At 46.8% G+C, this 15955-nt stretch carries 13 protein-coding genes; 4 read left to right on the top strand and 9 right to left on the bottom strand.

The window, feature by feature from the left end; all coding sequences use genetic code 11:
- The first annotated feature begins 32 nt into the window (after positions 1 to 32).
- Both ydiJ and AACQ17_RS15445 read left to right on the top strand, forming a co-directional pair.
- Entirely contained in the window at positions 33 to 3068 is a 3036-nt protein-coding gene (ydiJ, locus tag AACQ17_RS15450; protein WP_166538103.1) for a D-2-hydroxyglutarate dehydrogenase YdiJ, read from the top strand.
- A 50-nt stretch (positions 3069 to 3118) separates the two neighbouring features.
- On the top strand, positions 3119 to 3610 hold the full coding sequence (locus AACQ17_RS15445) for a methyltransferase family protein (protein ID WP_094146923.1): 492 nt from the start codon (positions 3119 to 3121) through the stop codon (positions 3608 to 3610).
- Between the two features lie 141 nt (positions 3611 to 3751).
- On the opposite strand, the gene AACQ17_RS15440 is transcribed toward AACQ17_RS15445, so the two are convergent.
- From AACQ17_RS15440 to hutC, 6 genes are all read right to left on the bottom strand, one after another.
- Positions 3752 to 4477 carry a DUF3581 domain-containing protein gene (locus tag AACQ17_RS15440; protein ID WP_026027168.1) on the bottom strand — a complete coding sequence of 242 codons (726 nt, stop codon included), beginning with the start codon at positions 4475 to 4477 and terminating at the stop codon, positions 3752 to 3754.
- Between the two features lie 109 nt (positions 4478 to 4586).
- Positions 4587 to 6119 carry a histidine ammonia-lyase gene (gene hutH / locus AACQ17_RS15435; RefSeq protein ID WP_094146922.1) on the bottom strand — a complete coding sequence of 511 codons (1533 nt, stop codon included), beginning with the start codon at positions 6117 to 6119 and terminating at the stop codon, positions 4587 to 4589.
- Positions 6120 to 6131: 12 nt separating this feature from the next.
- Positions 6132 to 7829 (bottom strand): urocanate hydratase, encoded by a 1698-nt coding sequence (gene hutU, locus AACQ17_RS15430; protein ID WP_094146921.1) that lies wholly within the window; start codon positions 7827 to 7829, stop codon positions 6132 to 6134.
- Positions 7830 to 7906: 77 nt separating this feature from the next.
- Positions 7907 to 8920 (bottom strand): formimidoylglutamase, encoded by a 1014-nt coding sequence (hutG, locus tag AACQ17_RS15425; protein ID WP_088732593.1) that lies wholly within the window; start codon positions 8918 to 8920, stop codon positions 7907 to 7909.
- Positions 8913 to 10127 carry an imidazolonepropionase gene (hutI, locus tag AACQ17_RS15420; RefSeq protein ID WP_094146920.1) on the bottom strand — a complete coding sequence of 405 codons (1215 nt, stop codon included), beginning with the start codon at positions 10125 to 10127 and terminating at the stop codon, positions 8913 to 8915. Before hutI ends, hutG begins: the two co-directional genes overlap by 8 nt.
- A gap of 127 nt (positions 10128 to 10254) precedes the next feature.
- Positions 10255 to 10968 (bottom strand): histidine utilization repressor, encoded by a 714-nt coding sequence (hutC, locus tag AACQ17_RS15415; protein WP_038148510.1) that lies wholly within the window; start codon positions 10966 to 10968, stop codon positions 10255 to 10257.
- Positions 10969 to 11197: 229 nt separating this feature from the next.
- Between hutC and yqfB the strand changes: the two genes are divergently transcribed.
- The gene (gene yqfB / locus AACQ17_RS15410) at positions 11198 to 11542 is read left to right on the top strand and encodes a N(4)-acetylcytidine aminohydrolase (protein ID WP_010319023.1); all 345 of its coding nucleotides are present in this window, start codon (positions 11198 to 11200) and stop codon (positions 11540 to 11542) included.
- A 98-nt stretch (positions 11543 to 11640) separates the two neighbouring features.
- Here the strand turns inward: yqfB and AACQ17_RS15405 are convergent, their stop codons facing one another.
- Entirely contained in the window at positions 11641 to 11961 is a 321-nt protein-coding gene (locus tag AACQ17_RS15405) for an HI1450 family dsDNA-mimic protein (protein ID WP_017048043.1), read from the bottom strand.
- Positions 11962 to 11963: 2 nt separating this feature from the next.
- The gene (gene yeiP, locus AACQ17_RS15400; RefSeq protein WP_013856610.1) at positions 11964 to 12530 is read right to left on the bottom strand and encodes an elongation factor P-like protein YeiP; all 567 of its coding nucleotides are present in this window, start codon (positions 12528 to 12530) and stop codon (positions 11964 to 11966) included.
- A gap of 134 nt (positions 12531 to 12664) precedes the next feature.
- On the opposite strand from yeiP, the gene AACQ17_RS15395 reads away from it, so the two are divergent.
- Positions 12665 to 13432 carry a nucleotidyltransferase gene (locus AACQ17_RS15395; protein ID WP_094146965.1) on the top strand — a complete coding sequence of 256 codons (768 nt, stop codon included), beginning with the start codon at positions 12665 to 12667 and terminating at the stop codon, positions 13430 to 13432.
- A gap of 24 nt (positions 13433 to 13456) precedes the next feature.
- On the opposite strand, the gene AACQ17_RS15390 is transcribed toward AACQ17_RS15395, so the two are convergent.
- Positions 13457 to 15820, bottom strand: a complete 2364-nt coding sequence (locus AACQ17_RS15390) for a DNA polymerase II (RefSeq protein ID WP_094146966.1) — start codon at positions 15818 to 15820, stop codon at positions 13457 to 13459.
- Between the last annotated feature and the right edge of the window lie 135 nt (positions 15821 to 15955).

The following is a 15955-nucleotide window of genomic DNA, read 5'->3' as shown; positions in this document are numbered from 1 at the left end:
GATTGGATCAGCGCAGTAGGGGCAGGAAGCAAATGTTACCAAGACTTCATCACCAAACGGACGTCGATCCCGTCGTTTTGAGCTTTTTACAACAACTCGAAAACGAGGGGTTTAGCGGCGATATCGAATCACAATACTCTAGCCGACTTGCTGTTGCGACTGACAACAGTGTCTATCAGCAATTGCCTCAAGCCGTTGTGCATCCCAAATCAACTCATGACGTAGCACTTATTGGTGAGATTAGCTCAAAACCAGAGTTTGAGAGAGTCACTTTTTCACCGCGCGGTGGTGGCACTGGTACCAATGGCCAGTCGTTAACCAAAGGTATTGTGGTTGATTTATCTCGTCACATGAACCAAGTGCTTGAAATTAATGCTGATGAAGGTTGGGTAAGAGTACAAGCTGGCGTGGTGAAAGACCAATTAAATGATGCGGTCAGACCATTAGGTTATTTTTTCTCACCGGATCTTTCGACCAGTAACCGAGCCACACTTGGTGGCATGATCAATACCGATGCGTCAGGGCAGGGCTCTTTAAAATATGGCAAAACGTCGGATCATGTCTTGTCTCTGCAAGCCGTTTTTGCCGATGGCTCGGTACTTGAATCGGATCTCTCATTAGGCTTGCCTGAAAGTGGTACTTTTGCTGCGAATGCTTTGCAAGTGACCGAAGCGGTATGCCGTGACAAGCGCGAACAAATTGTGGCGAAATTTCCACCTCTTAACCGCTTTCTGACGGGCTACGATCTTAAAAATGCGCTTGATGAAGAAGGTGATCACTTTAATCTCACTCGGGTACTTTGTGGCGCAGAAGGCTCTTTGGTCTTCATCACAGAAGCAACCTTGAATCTGACGCCTATCCCCCAAGCTCGTACCTTAGTCAATGTGAAGTACAACAGCTTTGATTCGGCATTGCGTAATGCCCCTTTAATGGTAGCGGCCAATGCGTTATCGGTTGAAACCGTCGATTCCAAAGTATTAAATCTAGCTAAGCAAGATATTGTTTGGCATAGCGTCAGCGAGTTATTAGCGGATGTTCCGGGCAAAGAGATGCAAGGCATCAATATGGTCGAATACGCAGGCCAAAGCGAGCAAGAGGTCGCCGCGCAGGTCGCTTCATTGACGCAGCGTCTTGATCAGATGCTTGAGCAAGAACAAGCGGGCATCATTGGCTATCAAGTGTGCAGTGATCTGGCGAGTATTAACCTGATTTACAACATGCGCAAAAAAGCGGTGGGGTTATTAGGGGCGGCCAAAGGCAAGGCTAAACCTGTTGCTTTTGCTGAAGATACTTGTGTTCCTCCTCACCACTTGGCTGATTTTATTAGCGAATTCCGTACCTTGCTGGATAGTAAAAATCTCAGTTATGGCATGTTTGGCCACGTGGATGCCGGCGTGCTGCATGTGCGTCCTGCTTTGGATTTGTGTGACCCACAGCAAGAGCTTCTGATGCATGAAGTGTCTGATGAGGTGGTCAAACTGGTGGCAAAATATGGCGGTTTAATGTGGGGCGAACATGGCAAAGGTTATCGCTCCGAATATGGCCCCGCGTTTTTTGGTGAGGAGCTATTTACTGAATTACGACGCGTTAAAGCAGCCTTTGACCCGCACAATAAAATGAACCCCGGCAAAATATGTACGCCGCTTGAGACCAATTTTGAATTGGTCAAAGTCACGGACACTAAACGCGGCTATTTTGATCGTCAAATCGATGTGAAGGTCCGTGACAGTTTCAAACAGGCGATGGAGTGTAATGGTAACGGTTTATGCTTTAACTATGACACCAGTTCGCCGATGTGTCCGTCGATGAAAGTCACGGCGGATCGTCGTCACTCACCGAAAGGCCGTGCCGGTTTGGTGCGTGAATGGTTACGCCAACTTACCGAGCAGGGTGTGGATATTCTCGACCTAGAGAAGCAAGTGTTGGAGTCGAACCCAACCATCAAAACCATGATTGATCGCGTGCGTAACTCTTTCAATAAATCGCGTGAGTACGATTTTTCACATGAAGTGTATGAAGCGATGAATGGCTGTTTGGCGTGTAAAGCGTGTGCCAGCCAATGTCCAATCAAAGTGGATGTACCGAGTTTCCGCTCTCGTTTTTTAAATATCTACTACTCACGTTATCAGCGTCCGGCTAAGGATTATCTCGTCGCGAATATTGAAACGCTTTTGCCGGTCATGGCAAAGGCTCCGCAAGTGGTGAACGGGGTGTTGGCTCAGAAATGGGTACAAAGCCTCACCGCTTCAACCGTTGGTTACGTTGATGCGCCCTTGCTTTCGGTACCGACGTTGGCAAAGCGTGTCGCAGGCCAAGTGGTGAAATTCGATATGCAGCGCCTCGCTGGGCTGTCACAGCAAGATCGCGCTGAACATGTGATTATCGTTCAAGACCCATTCACCAGTTATTACGATGCTGAGGTGGTTGAAGATTTCGTACAATTGCTGATCAAATTAGGCAAAAATCCGATACTGTTGCCATTCAAACCCAATGGTAAAGCGCAGCATATCAAAGGATTTTTAAAGCAATTCACAACTACCGCGAAAAACACCGCTGCGTTTTTGTCGCAGGTAGCGGATCTCAACATTCCGATGGTCGGTGTCGATCCAGCGTTAGTGCTTTGCTACCGTGATGAGTACAACGAAATTCTTGGTGATAAGCGCGGTGAGTTTGATGTGCTGACCGTTCATGAGTGGCTGTTGCCACGTTTGTCGAAGTTTAACCATCACCAAAACCACAGTGACGCGCCTTGGTATCTGTTTGCTCATTGCACGGAAAAGACCAAACTACCGAATGCAGAAAAAGAGTGGGGCGCGATATTTAGCCATTTTGGTTCTCAGTTAAAAACGGTGCCAGTTGGTTGTTGTGGCATGGCTGGAACCTTTGGCCACGAAAAGGATAAGCTGGAGATGTCGAAAGATATTTATGGTTTAAGCTGGAAGCCAAGTTTAGAAAAACTGCCCAAAGAGCGTTGCTTGATCACAGGGTATTCCTGCCGTAGTCAAGTGAAACGATTTGAACAGGTAAAACCAAAGCATCCGTTACAGGCTTTACTGGCATTGTTGTAAACCCTAAGCCCAGACCTTACTGGGCTTTTTACTATACTGTCGATATTGGTTTGGAGCGAAGCACAGTCAGGTGGAGCAGCATGGAAAAATTTGAACTGAAAATACCCCCAGTGGCGATATTTATTGTGGCGCTACTGTTGATGCATCGTATCTCATACAGTTTTGAGTTTGCAAGCCTCGCTTTACCTCTGCCTCGAGTGGTCTTTGCGATTTGCTTTGTTTTATCTGGCATCGTTGGTTTACTGGGGATTTACGAATTTCGTCGCAAGAAAACTACGGTCAATCCAACCAAACCAGAAACGACATCGTGTATTGTGGATAGCGGTATCTACCGCTATTCGCGTAATCCGATGTATCTGGGGCTCTTTTTCCTATTGTTTGGCGTGGCTTATTGGCAACACAATGGGTTGAGCCTCGTGGTCGCATTTTTATTTGTGTGGTTTATGAATCGTTTTCAGATTTATCCAGAAGAGCGAGTGCTGGAAGCGCGTTTTGGCGAAGAGTATGTCGATTACAAGCAGCGTGTCAGGCGCTGGATGTAGTTGAATGTCGTAAGGCATCCGAAATCAAAAGCCCCGCAAGAATAGCGGGGCGGCAATCTATACAACGAACGTGGTTCTAGACAACAAATATGGTTCTAGATGATAAGCAAAAGAGCTCAAGCCATAGTGAAAAGAATACGGTTAGGCTGCTTTTGAAAATTGAGCTAAAAACATCTCTTTACGTTCATTGAAGCGATTAACTAAGTCATCGACTGCTTCTTGGTCATAAGGTTTCAGGCCACTGGCTACCATGCGCTTTACCCCTTTCCCTACGATTTGACCGTTTTCTTTAAAGGCAAAGTTAAGCGTGACAATGCCACGTTTACCGTCAACATCAAACGTCGCACCAGAAAACTCAACTTCAGGTGAAGTGAGGTCTAAACGTTCAAATTCCACTTCCATGCTTTCATAGATGACTAATGGGCGCTGGCAGTTAATCATCATCTGCGCTTCTTCCATCAATGGCACCATGATGTGCGGGAAGTTCATACCAGAAAACTGCACATAGTTCGTCACAACGTGTTCGATAAATGCGGTGTTGTGGCTTACTTGGCCTTCACGGCTCATGTGTAGATACTCTTTGCCGGCAGTATCGACAAGAGCGCTCTCTTTCATACACTTATTTTCAATGTGCAGTGCAATGCCATCGCTGACCATGCCTGAAAAATCAAAACGCATCTTTTGGCTAATGCCTTCTTTTTGCAGCAATACTGCAAAGAGCAAATCGCCCGGAACACAGAAACGCTTGCTGTCTTCGTCGTGGATTGGGTTGAAATCTCCCGCCACTTTTTTAGCAAAGTGACTCGCTTGTTGGCGAGTGAACTGGAATTTTTGATCTTGATGAGAGAAATAAGATGTAAGAGACATAATGTACGCTGTATAGCCAAAACTGACGCGATTATAAGTCAACTCCACTCGATGAATGGTCCAATCAGTAAAAAGAGCCTCACAGAGAGCGAGGCTCAATAGCGTAACATTATAAGCTAGGGAGAAGATTTTCCGGCATGAGCGAGTTATGTACCGCCAGCTCTAGCAAGGTATTAGCTTGTTCAATATCTGGCGAGAAGTAGCGATCCTTATCGTAAAACGAAACTTTTTTACGCAGGATTTGTTTTGCTTCTTCGACTAATGCGGAGGATTTATTGGGCGCTCTGAAATCGAGCCCCTGCGCGGCAGAAAGATACTCGACCGCTAAAATACCACGCGTGTTTTCGCTCATATCACGCAGACGACGACCAGCAAACGTTGCCATCGACACGTGATCTTCTTGGTTGGCTGAAGTGGGTAAGCTGTCTACCGAAGCCGGATGGGCGAGCGTTTTATTTTCACTGGCTAGCGCTGCCGCCGTCACTTGCGCAATCATAAAGCCAGAGTTAACGCCACCGTTGTCCACTAAAAATGGCGGAAGCTTGCTGAGCGCGCTGTCAATCAAGAGTGCCATGCGTCGTTCTGACAAACTGCCGATTTCGGCAATTGCTAGCGCCAAGTTATCCGCAGCCATCGCGACGGGCTCTGCATGGAAATTTCCGCCAGAGATGATGTCGCCATCGTCTGCAAACACCAGAGGGTTGTCGGAAACGGCATTGGCTTCCACTTCTAGCGTTTCAGCCGAATTGCGAATTTGCTGTAAGCACGCGCCCATCACTTGTGGTTGGCAACGCAGTGAATACGGATCTTGTACTTTTTCACATGCGGTGTGGGATTCACCAATCTCGCTGCGGCTGTCAAGTACATGGCGATAAGCGCTGGCGGCATCCATTTGCGCGCGATGGCCGCGAACGCGATGAATGCGCGGATCAAACGGGCGGCGACTGCCCAGCGCCGCTTCGACCGACATTGAACCACACACAATGGCGGAGGCAAATAAGTCTTCTGCGGCAAATAACCCCTCTAGGGCAAATGCGGTAGAGGCTTGTGTGCCATTGAGTAGCGCGAGCCCCTCTTTTGGCGCTAAAGTAATAGGAGTTAGCCCTGCGATTTTCAACGCGTCCAGTCCAGAGATAATTTCGCCGTTGTGGCGAGCTTGCCCTTCGCCGAGCAGTACCGTACTCATGTGTGCTAAAGGCGCTAAATCACCCGATGCGCCAACCGATCCCTTTTGCGGAACACAGGGGTAGACTTGGTGATTAACTAACGCCATCAAGGCGTTGATCACCTCAAGCCGAATACCAGAATACCCACGGGAAAGGCTATTGATTTTGAGTACCATCATCAAGCGAACGGTTTCATCCGCCATGAATTTACCAATGCCCGCAGCGTGTGAAAGCACGATGCTGCGCTGCAAGGTTTCTAAATCTTCAGGGGCAATTTTAGTATTGGCAAGTAGGCCAAACCCCGTGTTGATACCATAAACAGTACGATTTTCGGCAATCACTTGTTCAACGACTTGTGTGCTTGCTTCAATACCCGCTATCGCGCTGGAGTCGAGTGATACGGTGACCGGTTCTCGGCTTACTTGACGCAGTGCTTTTAAGCTCAATTGGCCCGGTTTAATAACAAGATTTAACATGTGTTTTTGTCCTTACTTCAGTTGCGCGAGTTCATGGTTGAGCATTGGCAGGTCGAGCTTTTGTTCTTTAGCACAGCGTTTCGCAATGTCATAACCTGCATCAGCATGGCGCATGACACCTGTGGCTGGGTCGTTATGTAAAACACGTGCAATACGTTGTGCTGCGTCATCTGAACCATCGCAGCAGATCACCATGCCAGAGTGCTGAGAAAAGCCCATACCTACGCCACCGCCGTGGTGGAGTGACACCCAAGTTGCGCCACCGGCTGTATTGAGCAGTGCGTTGAGCAGCGGCCAATCGGAAACAGCGTCTGAGCCATCTAGCATACCTTCAGTTTCACGGTTTGGGCTTGCTACCGAGCCGGAATCTAAATGGTCGCGACCAATCACGACTGGCGCTTTTAACTCGCCACTTTTCACCATCGCGTTAAAGGCTTGGCCTAAACGTTCGCGATCTTTCAAACCCACCCAACAGATGCGAGCTGGTAGGCCTTGGAATTGAATGCGTTCGCGCGCCATGTCTAGCCAGTTATGTAGATGGGGGTTATCAGGGATTAACTCTTTCACTTTTTGGTCGGTTTTATAAATGTCTTCGGGATCGCCAGACAGGGCGACCCAGCGAAAAGGTCCAATCCCCTCACAAAATAGCGGGCGAATGTAGGCTGGCACGAATCCTGGGAAGTCAAAAGCGTTTGCCACTCCTTCTTCGAGAGCCATTTGGCGGATATTGTTGCCGTAGTCGAGTGTGGCAGCGCCGCGTTTTTGCAGCGTTAACATCGCTTGAACTTGGACAGCCATCGATGCTTTGGCCGCCTTGACCACTTGGCTTTCATCTTGAGCGCGCATTTGAGCGGCGTGTTCCATGCTCCAATTTAAGGGTAAATAACCATTGAGTGGGTCATGGGCCGAGGTTTGGTCTGTCACCACATCGGGGGTGATATTACGCTCAACTAGCTGTGGAAAAATATCGGCGGCATTACCTAACAAACCGATAGAAATCGGTGTCTCCGAGCTATCGATCATCGCCAAGGCTTCATCTAAACTGGTGGCTTTTTTATCGACATAACCAGTGCGTAAGCGGTAGTCGATGCGCGATTCATCACACTCGACCGCAATCATGGAAAACCCAGCCATGGTTGCCGCTAATGGCTGAGCGCCGCCCATGCCACCTAAGCCGCCAGTCAACACCCAGCGGCCTTTTGCGCTACCAGCAAAATGCTGTTTAGCGATGGCGACGAAGGTTTCGTAAGTACCTTGTACAATGCCTTGTGAGCCGATGTAGATCCATGAGCCAGCCGTCATTTGACCGTACATCATCAAGCCTTGCTTATCGAGCTCATTAAAGTGCTCCCAGTTGGCCCAATGTGGTACAAGGTTTGAGTTGGCAATTAGCACACGTGGTGCATTTTTGTGCGTCGGGAAAACACCGACAGGTTTGCCTGATTGAACCAAGAGCGTTTGATCCTCTTCAAGGCGTTCAAGCACTTCAACAATTTTATCAAAGCACGGCCAATTTCGGGCCGCGCGGCCAATGCCACCATACACCACAAGTGCATGTGGGTGCTCTGCAACGTCTGGGTCAAGATTGTTCATGAGCATGCGCAGTGGCGCTTCGGTTAACCACGATTTGGCTCGAAGTGTTGTACCGTGAGGGGCGCGAATGGTGCGCGTGGTATCAAGACGTTGCTCTTGAGTATGGGGTTGCGTCATGTTGAGACTCCTTGTGTTTCACAATGTGGCGCTATTGTTGTTATGGTGCCAGTATCGGGTTTAGTGAGGTGTAGCGATTAATCGTCGGTCATGGCATTGGCGATATCCCAACACAGCCTTGCCGCGAGACGAGCAGTTTGATTGTCTTGGTCAAATTGCGGGTTGTATTCGGCAATGTCGGCAATTAACAGCTTATTTTTGTGGTAGAAAATTTTGTCAAAATAAGGGGCAAGCGCTTCATAACTTACACCACGTGCTGCTGGGGCGCTGACTCCCGGCGCCGTTGCAGCTGGAAAGACATCTAAGTCAATCGTCAAATAGAGATAGTCACACTGGTCAATGAAGTGTTGCAGTTCACGCAGATGATCAATCGGGCTCAGTGCTGAAAACTGATTATCTTGCATATACCAAACGCCCAGTTCATCGGCTCGTTGAAACAGTGCAGTAGTATTACTTGCTCGGCTTACACCTAAGCAAGCGTAATGAAATGGCCATTGATTTTGCTCGCACCATTGATGAATTTGATTAAAGGGAGTGCCGGAGCTAGGTCGCACCGAAGCGATCTCTGACTCAAAAGCACGTAAATCGAAATGTGCGTCAAAATTGATGATCCCAATTCGTGGTTGGCTGATGGCTTGTTGACTCAGATATTGCGCTGCGCCTTGAAACGTGGCCCAAGCGACTTCATGACCGCCACCCAGTACGATAACGGGCGTTTGTTTAAGCGTATGGGCAATCACATCAGCGCACTGTTGCTGAGCCAGCTCAAGTTCATCATCAATACAGCGAATATTGCCCAGATCAAAAAAGCGAGAGTGCTTATGCCAAGCCATGTTGGCCAGCGCTTGACGAATGGCATCTGGAGCCTGTTTTGCGCCAATGCGCCCTTTATTGCGGGCCACCCCTGCATCGCATTCAAAACCGATAATGGCAATGGCTTTCTCATCTTGGTTTTGTTGAATGGGTAGCGTATTGACGGTGCAACGTTGAGTTTGATGGTGAACGCGTGTACCTAACTCGCCATCTTCGGCATCGTGACGGCCTTGCCACTCGAAGCTGTGCTGAGTGTTGCTAAAGGTAGGGTTATTCATAGGTCAATGCTCCGTCAACTACGCGTGCATGCAAACGCGGTACGCCCACTTGATAACTTAAATCGGCTGGGTGGCTAATATTCCAAATGGCGAGATCGGCATCGTAGTCAGTGGCAATTTTGCCGCGAGAATCAGCAAAACCTAACGCTTGCGCAGCATGTTGAGTCACACCTCGTAAGGCTTCTTGAGGGGTTAAGCCAAACAGTGTGCACGCCATATTCATAATAAGAGTGAGGTCAGCAAACGGCGATGTACCGGGGTTGAAATCACTTGCGATGGCCATTGGAATATGATGCTGACGCAGTAAATCAATCGGTGGGCGTTGGGTTTCACGTAAGAAATAAAAAGCACCGGGCAGCAAGGTTGCTACGGTATTGGAACGGGCGAGTGCAAACACACCTTGCTCATCTAAATATTCTATATGATCGGCAGACAAACCTTGGTAATGGGCGGTTAAAGCGCTTCCCCCTAGGTTTGATAATTGCTCGGTATGACCTTTCACTTGCAGCCCATGCGCAATTGCGGCTTGGAACACTTTTTCTGTTTGTGCCAGCGTAAAACCAATCGATTCACAAAACACATCGACGCTCGACGCGAGTTTTTGTTCGGCCACCAGAGGGATGATTTCCTGACAAATATGCTCAACATAATCGTCTGATCGGTGTTGATATTCTGGTGGAATGGCGTGAGCGGCGAGCAGTGTTGTGACGACTTTAATGCGGCGATGATCCTCAAGGTGCTTAGCCGCTTTGAGCATTTTTATCTCATCATGGAGCGTTAAACCGTAGCCCGATTTGATCTCAACGGATGTGACACCGGAACGCAGCAACCCCTCTAACCTTGGTAGTGCCAACTCAACCAATTGGTCAATGGATGCTGTGCGGGTGGCGTGGACGGTTGATAAAATACCGCCGCCTTGCTTGGCGATCGCTGGGTAGGGAACACCTTGCAAGCGCATTTCAAACTCATTGGCGCGGTTACCGGCATAGATCAGGTGAGTATGGCAATCTATCAACCCCGGAGTGATAAGCTTGCCTTGGCAATCTATGACTTTGTGTTCTGGTGTGGCAGCTATGGGAATGTGGCTATCAAGGCTGGCGTCAATTTTGCCCGCTTTTATCACCACAGTTTTAGGAGAGCTAGGTTGATAGCCAAGCTCTCCTTGTTCCATGCTGACGATACGCGCGTTGGTCAGTATTAGATCCATCTTTATTGTCACCGTTATCGCTTAGTACGCTGCTGATTTAAATGTATATACAAATAAATAAGGCAAAAGCGCACGCGGTGCAAGATGAATGTTGCAAAAGTGTGATCGAATGTTGAAATGTGTAGCGTTAGTCGAGCATCACTTTAGAGGTTAATTTGTATTTAGAGCCCGGGTGATAAAGCAGTGCAGAGCTGACTAACTTATCGCCACTCCAGGTACGGCGATTAAGTAGTAAACAGGGTTCATTGACGGCCAACTGCAACAATTGTTTGATGTGATGCTCGGCAATAATGGCTTCAACAGTGTGCTCAATGGCACTTAATGGGCAGTTTTGTGAAAGATATTGATTGGGCGTCATGAACGAGAAGTTTTGTTCAAGATAGTGGGGCGCGTAGCGGCTATTGACCCAACGCACTTCCAGTTGTATCGGAGTGTCATTAGCAAAGTGAATGATTTCACTATAAAAAACAGAAGATCCTAGCATGACGCCGAGTTTGATAGCGACACTTTCATCTGCTGTTAACGCAAGTTGCTTTAAGACTTTACTGCGATATTGCTTCCCTCGGCTAGCGACCTCGTCAGCAATATTACGAATATCAAGTAGCGGTGATTCCGCTTTGTCTTCTACAGCGCAAACAAAAGTGCCTAGCCTTGGTCGGCGCTGCAGTTTTCCATCAGCTACCAGATCCCGTATCGCTTTATTCACCGTCATCCGACTCACATTAAATTGCTCAGTCAGTTCTAGCTCGGTGCTTATGCGTTGGCCGACAGGCCAGTGTCCGGATTCAATGTTATCTAAAATAAATTGTTTTATTTGTCTATAAAGTGGTGAGCTTGACATGGGCATGATGAGTTTTATTTGAATATACAAATAATTAACGAAGTCGCTGGGAAATGCAATATTTAGATAAGGCTTTGCGATCATCATCGGCCAAAACTGTGAATTGGTGAAGCAGCTATCGACGACAAAGGGTCAGTGTCACGGTAAGATGGCGCCGTAACTTGTGTTGTAAATAGTAACCTGTGTTGTAAATGGTAACTTGTGGTTTAAATAATAAAGAGAAAATACGATGACAGCTCCAACAGAAATGACTTTTTTCGCTCGTTTTGAAGCGGATATTTTGGCGAAAAAGAAAGTGATCACCATTCGTGATGAGAGCGAAAAGCACTACCAAGTTGGCTCTATTGTCGAGGTGAGTACGTTGGAAGAGGGACGAAAGTTCTGCCGCTTGTTAATCAATAAGGTTGAACCGATCCTATTTAGCGAATTAAGCCACTACCATGCAGAGCAAGAAAATATGTCACTCACGACACTGAAAGAGGTGATTCAAGACATTTATCCCAATATTGAACAGTTGTATGTCATTCACTATCAACTGGTTGAAGAAAAAGCTCTGGAAAAAGATCACGCTTAAAAATAATAACGCCAATCAATCACGATTGGCGTTATTGCTGTTTGCCTCAAGACAGTGTCACGACGATTTCATTATAAAACGCAGCAACAGTAATGAGGTTAGTCACGCTTCCACAGAATGTGGCAGAACTTTTGGTCTGGGTCGCGGCTGACGAGCATTCTTGCAAACACATCGTCTAGTACGTCGTCCTCTTCATTGACAAGACCGATCAATACTTCCGCGTAAGCTTCCTTATCGACGTCAAAACCCACGTGTTGAACCCAATCATCACCAACGTCAACCAGTTCAGCCGCGCCACGGTCTTCAAATTGTGCTGTAAACAGGATGACATCAACAGGTTCTAGATTATCGGGTGCCATTTCAAGAAAGATGTCGTAAGCCGCATCAATGGCATCGTCGTAAGAAATCAAATCAGACATTATTATGCTCGGCTCATGTATTTGCGTTCAGCGGTGTTGATAATAATACGGTCACCAGTTGCGACATATTCAGGAACCTGCACAACAAGGCCAGTGCTTAAACGTGCTGGTTTTGAACGCGCAGAAGCTGAAGCACCTTTGATGGAAGGATCAGTCTCTTCAATCACAAGCTCAACAGATGAAGGGACATCTAGTGCTACCGCAACACCGTCAACGACAACCACATACATACCTTGGATTTCTTCAGTGATGAACAGTAGCTCATCTTCGATATCCGCCTGTTTAAACGTAAATTGAGTGTAATCTTCGTTATCCATGAAGATGTACTCATCACCATCAACATAAGAAAACGAAACCGCACGGCGGTTCATGTCAACGGTGTCGACAAAGTCATCGGCTTTTAAACGCTCATCAACGCGAGCGCCAGTGTTCAAATCAGTACAACGTAGTTTGTAGATTTTAGAACCACCGCGGCCACCAGGAGTGGTCACTTCGATGTCTTTGATCAATAGCGTCTTGCCACCAGAAATAATAGCAAACCCTTTTTTTAATTCATTCGCCTTTGGCATGGAATTTTTCCTTCATACTTAGTTTCGGCGCATTATACCTTGCCGTTTTCGAAAAGGAATATCTTGATTGATTGCTTTGCATAGTAGAACATGACCACGTGTACTTTTTCTTAAATTAACTAACGCTTTTTGCTATGTATTTATCGGTTATTGACCCAAAACAACCCTTTCAGGCTGAATATCAAGCGGCTATCGATGATCTCATCAAGTTTCTGCGTGCCGGGTTAGGTGACAATCTACATAGTCTCTACCTTTATGGCAGTGTGGCGCGCAAAACTGCGCGTTATGGGCGCTCCAATTTGGATGTAGTGTTGGTCACGCACCGTGATTTCTCCGAGCAACGAGCAACTCTGCTGAATACGATAAAATGGCGATTTCAGAAAAGTTTCCCACATATCACCGAAGTCTCGATCAAAACTGCACTCGTGAGCGAGGTAGCCACTTTAGAGAGCATTTTTACGTGGGGATTTATGTTGCGCCATTGCTGCGTTTGCATCTTGGGTGATGATCTGGCGGAATGCTTTGGCGATTTCGAACCCAGTTGGGAAATAGCCAAACACTGGAATATGGACATCGCAGATTGGGTCTTTTTTTACCGTGATAAAATTGCAAAAACCAGTTCTGAAAGCGAACAGAGCAAGGCGCAAGTAGCCATTGCCAAGAAATTACTGCGCGCCAGTTATTCTTTGATTATGTATCGTGACAAAAATTGGTTTGATGATCCTATCGAATGCGGGCAGCAGTTTTTACGTTATCACCCGGAGAAAAAAATCGACATTGAGAGATTGGGTATTTTGCTCTCTGGACGAGTGATCGCCAAACGCTCAGTGATTGGAATGCTAGACAGTTATGGGCAATGGCTTGCAAAGCAGTATCAAAAAACAGAGTTTCGGATTGGTTAACCGCTGGCTAGGTCGTCGTGCTTCTTAAAATAACCCAAGTTGTGGCTGGCTGAGCTGTTCGAAATTCAAGCCAACAAAAGGCAAAATGGCTTCTGCGACTGGCTGCAATTGTTTATCGATATAGTGCTGATAATCGATAGGACTTTTTAAATACTCTTTAGGCTCAGGGCCATTCAGTGTGATGAGGTATTCGATACGACCTCGATTTTGGTATTGCAATGGTCGGCCTAACTGCTGGTTTATCGTATCAGCAAGTCGTGCGGCTCTTACTTGTGGTGGTACGTTTTTTTGGTATTCATGCAGCTTGCGACGCAACCGTTTTTGGTACACGAGCTCATGGTCGAGTTGACCGGTTTGAGTTTGCTCAACGATTTCACGAATAAACGCCGCAGGGTCTTCACCATTAAAAATCATCGAATAAAGTTGGTGCTGAAAGCGTTGTGCGAGCGGAGTCCAGTCCGTTCTTGCACTCTCAAGCCCTTTAAAAATTAGTCGCTCGTTTTCGCCTTCACCGATCAATCCCGCATAGCGTTTTTTTGACCCCGTTTCTGAACCTCGGATGGTTGGCATCAGAAACTTTCGGTAGTGGGTCTCGTATTCCAATTCCAGCATCGATTCCAATCGGTACTCTTCACGCAAGTGGGTCGTCCACCATTGATTGATGTGTTCAACCAGTTGTTTTCCTACGCGATCCGCTTGCTGCTGTGAATATTGACCACCTAAAGAGACAAAGGTTGAGTCGGTATCACCATAAATCACTTGATAGCCTTGCGCCTCAATTAACTTTTTAGTTTGCTTCATGATCTCGTGTCCGCGCATGGTAATACTGGACGCCAAACGAGTATCAAAAAAACGACAACCTGACGATCCAAGCACCCCGTAGAAAGAGTTCATGATGATTTTTATCGCTTGTGAAAAGGCTTTGTTATTGTTCTTTTTCGCCACATCACGCGCAGCCCATAATTTCTCGATCATTTCTGGAAGAAAATGTTTGGTACGGTGAAATTGACCACCACGAAATCCCGTTACCGCTTGGTTATCCTCTTTGCCAATCGGAATTTTTAGCCCTTCAATCAAGCCAAGTGGGTCAATTAAAAATGAACGAATGATCGAGGGATATAAGCTTTTAAAATCAAGAAGCAACACAGAGTCGTAGAGGTTAGGGATGGAGTCCATCACATAGCCTCCGGGGCTTGCGACCCAATTTTCGGAGTGTAAGTTAGGCGCGATGTAACCCGCGCGATGCAATTGAGGTAAATAGAGATTGGTAAAGGCGGCGACAGAACCGCCGACGCGATCTAGCTCCACACCCGTGAGACGGGAACGTTCAATGGCGAAATCCAGCAAATGGGTATGTTCAAAGATTTTATTCACTAACACACAATCTTGCAGGTTGTATTTCGCCAGTGAAGGTTTGTCTTTTTTAAACATACGGTTGATTTCATCCATCCGATCATGGGCGTTATGAATCGCTTTTCCTTCGCCTAATAGCTCCCTTGATACTGATTCCAATGACCAAGAACGAAATTGGTAAGTGGCTGTTTTTAATGTATCAATTCCATCCAACACTACTCGCCCGGGAATGGTAATAAACCCTTGCTGACTCTGGTTTGAACTACGAAAAAAACTGTGCTGTTTGCCGCGACCAATCGCAAGTTTTAACTTATGCCACTCGGCTCTTTTATGGAGTAAGCGAAAATCAAAATCAATCACGCTCCAGCCAATTACTACATCAGGGTCGAACTCAGTGAACCAATCGATGAGAGCGTTGAGCAATGCGTATTCGTCTTTCACCCACTGAATTGGGGTATCGCAAGGTTCGGGCTCACCAATCATGATTACGCGGCTGTCCATTGGGCTATCAAAACCAATCGAGTAGAGAATGCCTTTTTCAGAGCATTCTAAATCCAGCGAAACCACTTTCAGATGAGGAAGATAGTTGCCCGGTCGACATTTCGCCTGTTCTATTTTTGAATGGAAAAACGTCTGGGTAAGCCGTCCAGTGAATTCAATGCTGCCTTTAAGAAAACGCTCCATAAGAAAGCGGTCGGCAAGCTTAATATCATCTTCTAACGTCAGAATATGATGTTGCTTTAGTAGTGCCGAAAACTCAGCATGCGTTTGAATCGTTTGACAATAACAACCCGCTAGGAGGGTATGTTCAAAATCTTCCAAATCCAATGTTTTTAATTCGATAGAGAGCTGCCGCTCTAACGCTAATTTTTGCGCTTGTGGTACATCTTTCTGTGGTATGAAGAACACGGGTTTTTCACCACGGATAATCAGTTGGGTTGGACCTTGAGGCGTACTCAACCACAACTCAATATGAGTCGAGCCATGAAGGTCTCTTGCATGGCGAGTAAGTAAAAAACCGTGTTGAATAACCAAGCGTAATAAATCCAAATAGTCGTAACCTTGGGGGAGGGCATCATATCAGAGCTACGAGGTAAATAACGAATTTCAGTGAGGTGAGTAAGCGGGCGATGGAGATGAAATAACCGTTAATTGGTATGGTGTATGCAT

It is taken from the genome of Vibrio sp. V10_P2A27P122, assembly GCF_963874335.1.
Taxonomy (GTDB): domain Bacteria; phylum Pseudomonadota; class Gammaproteobacteria; order Enterobacterales; family Vibrionaceae; genus Vibrio; species Vibrio anguillarum.
The sequence above is the reverse complement of the archived record's forward strand: the minus strand, read 5'-3'. Positions and strand labels throughout refer to the sequence as shown.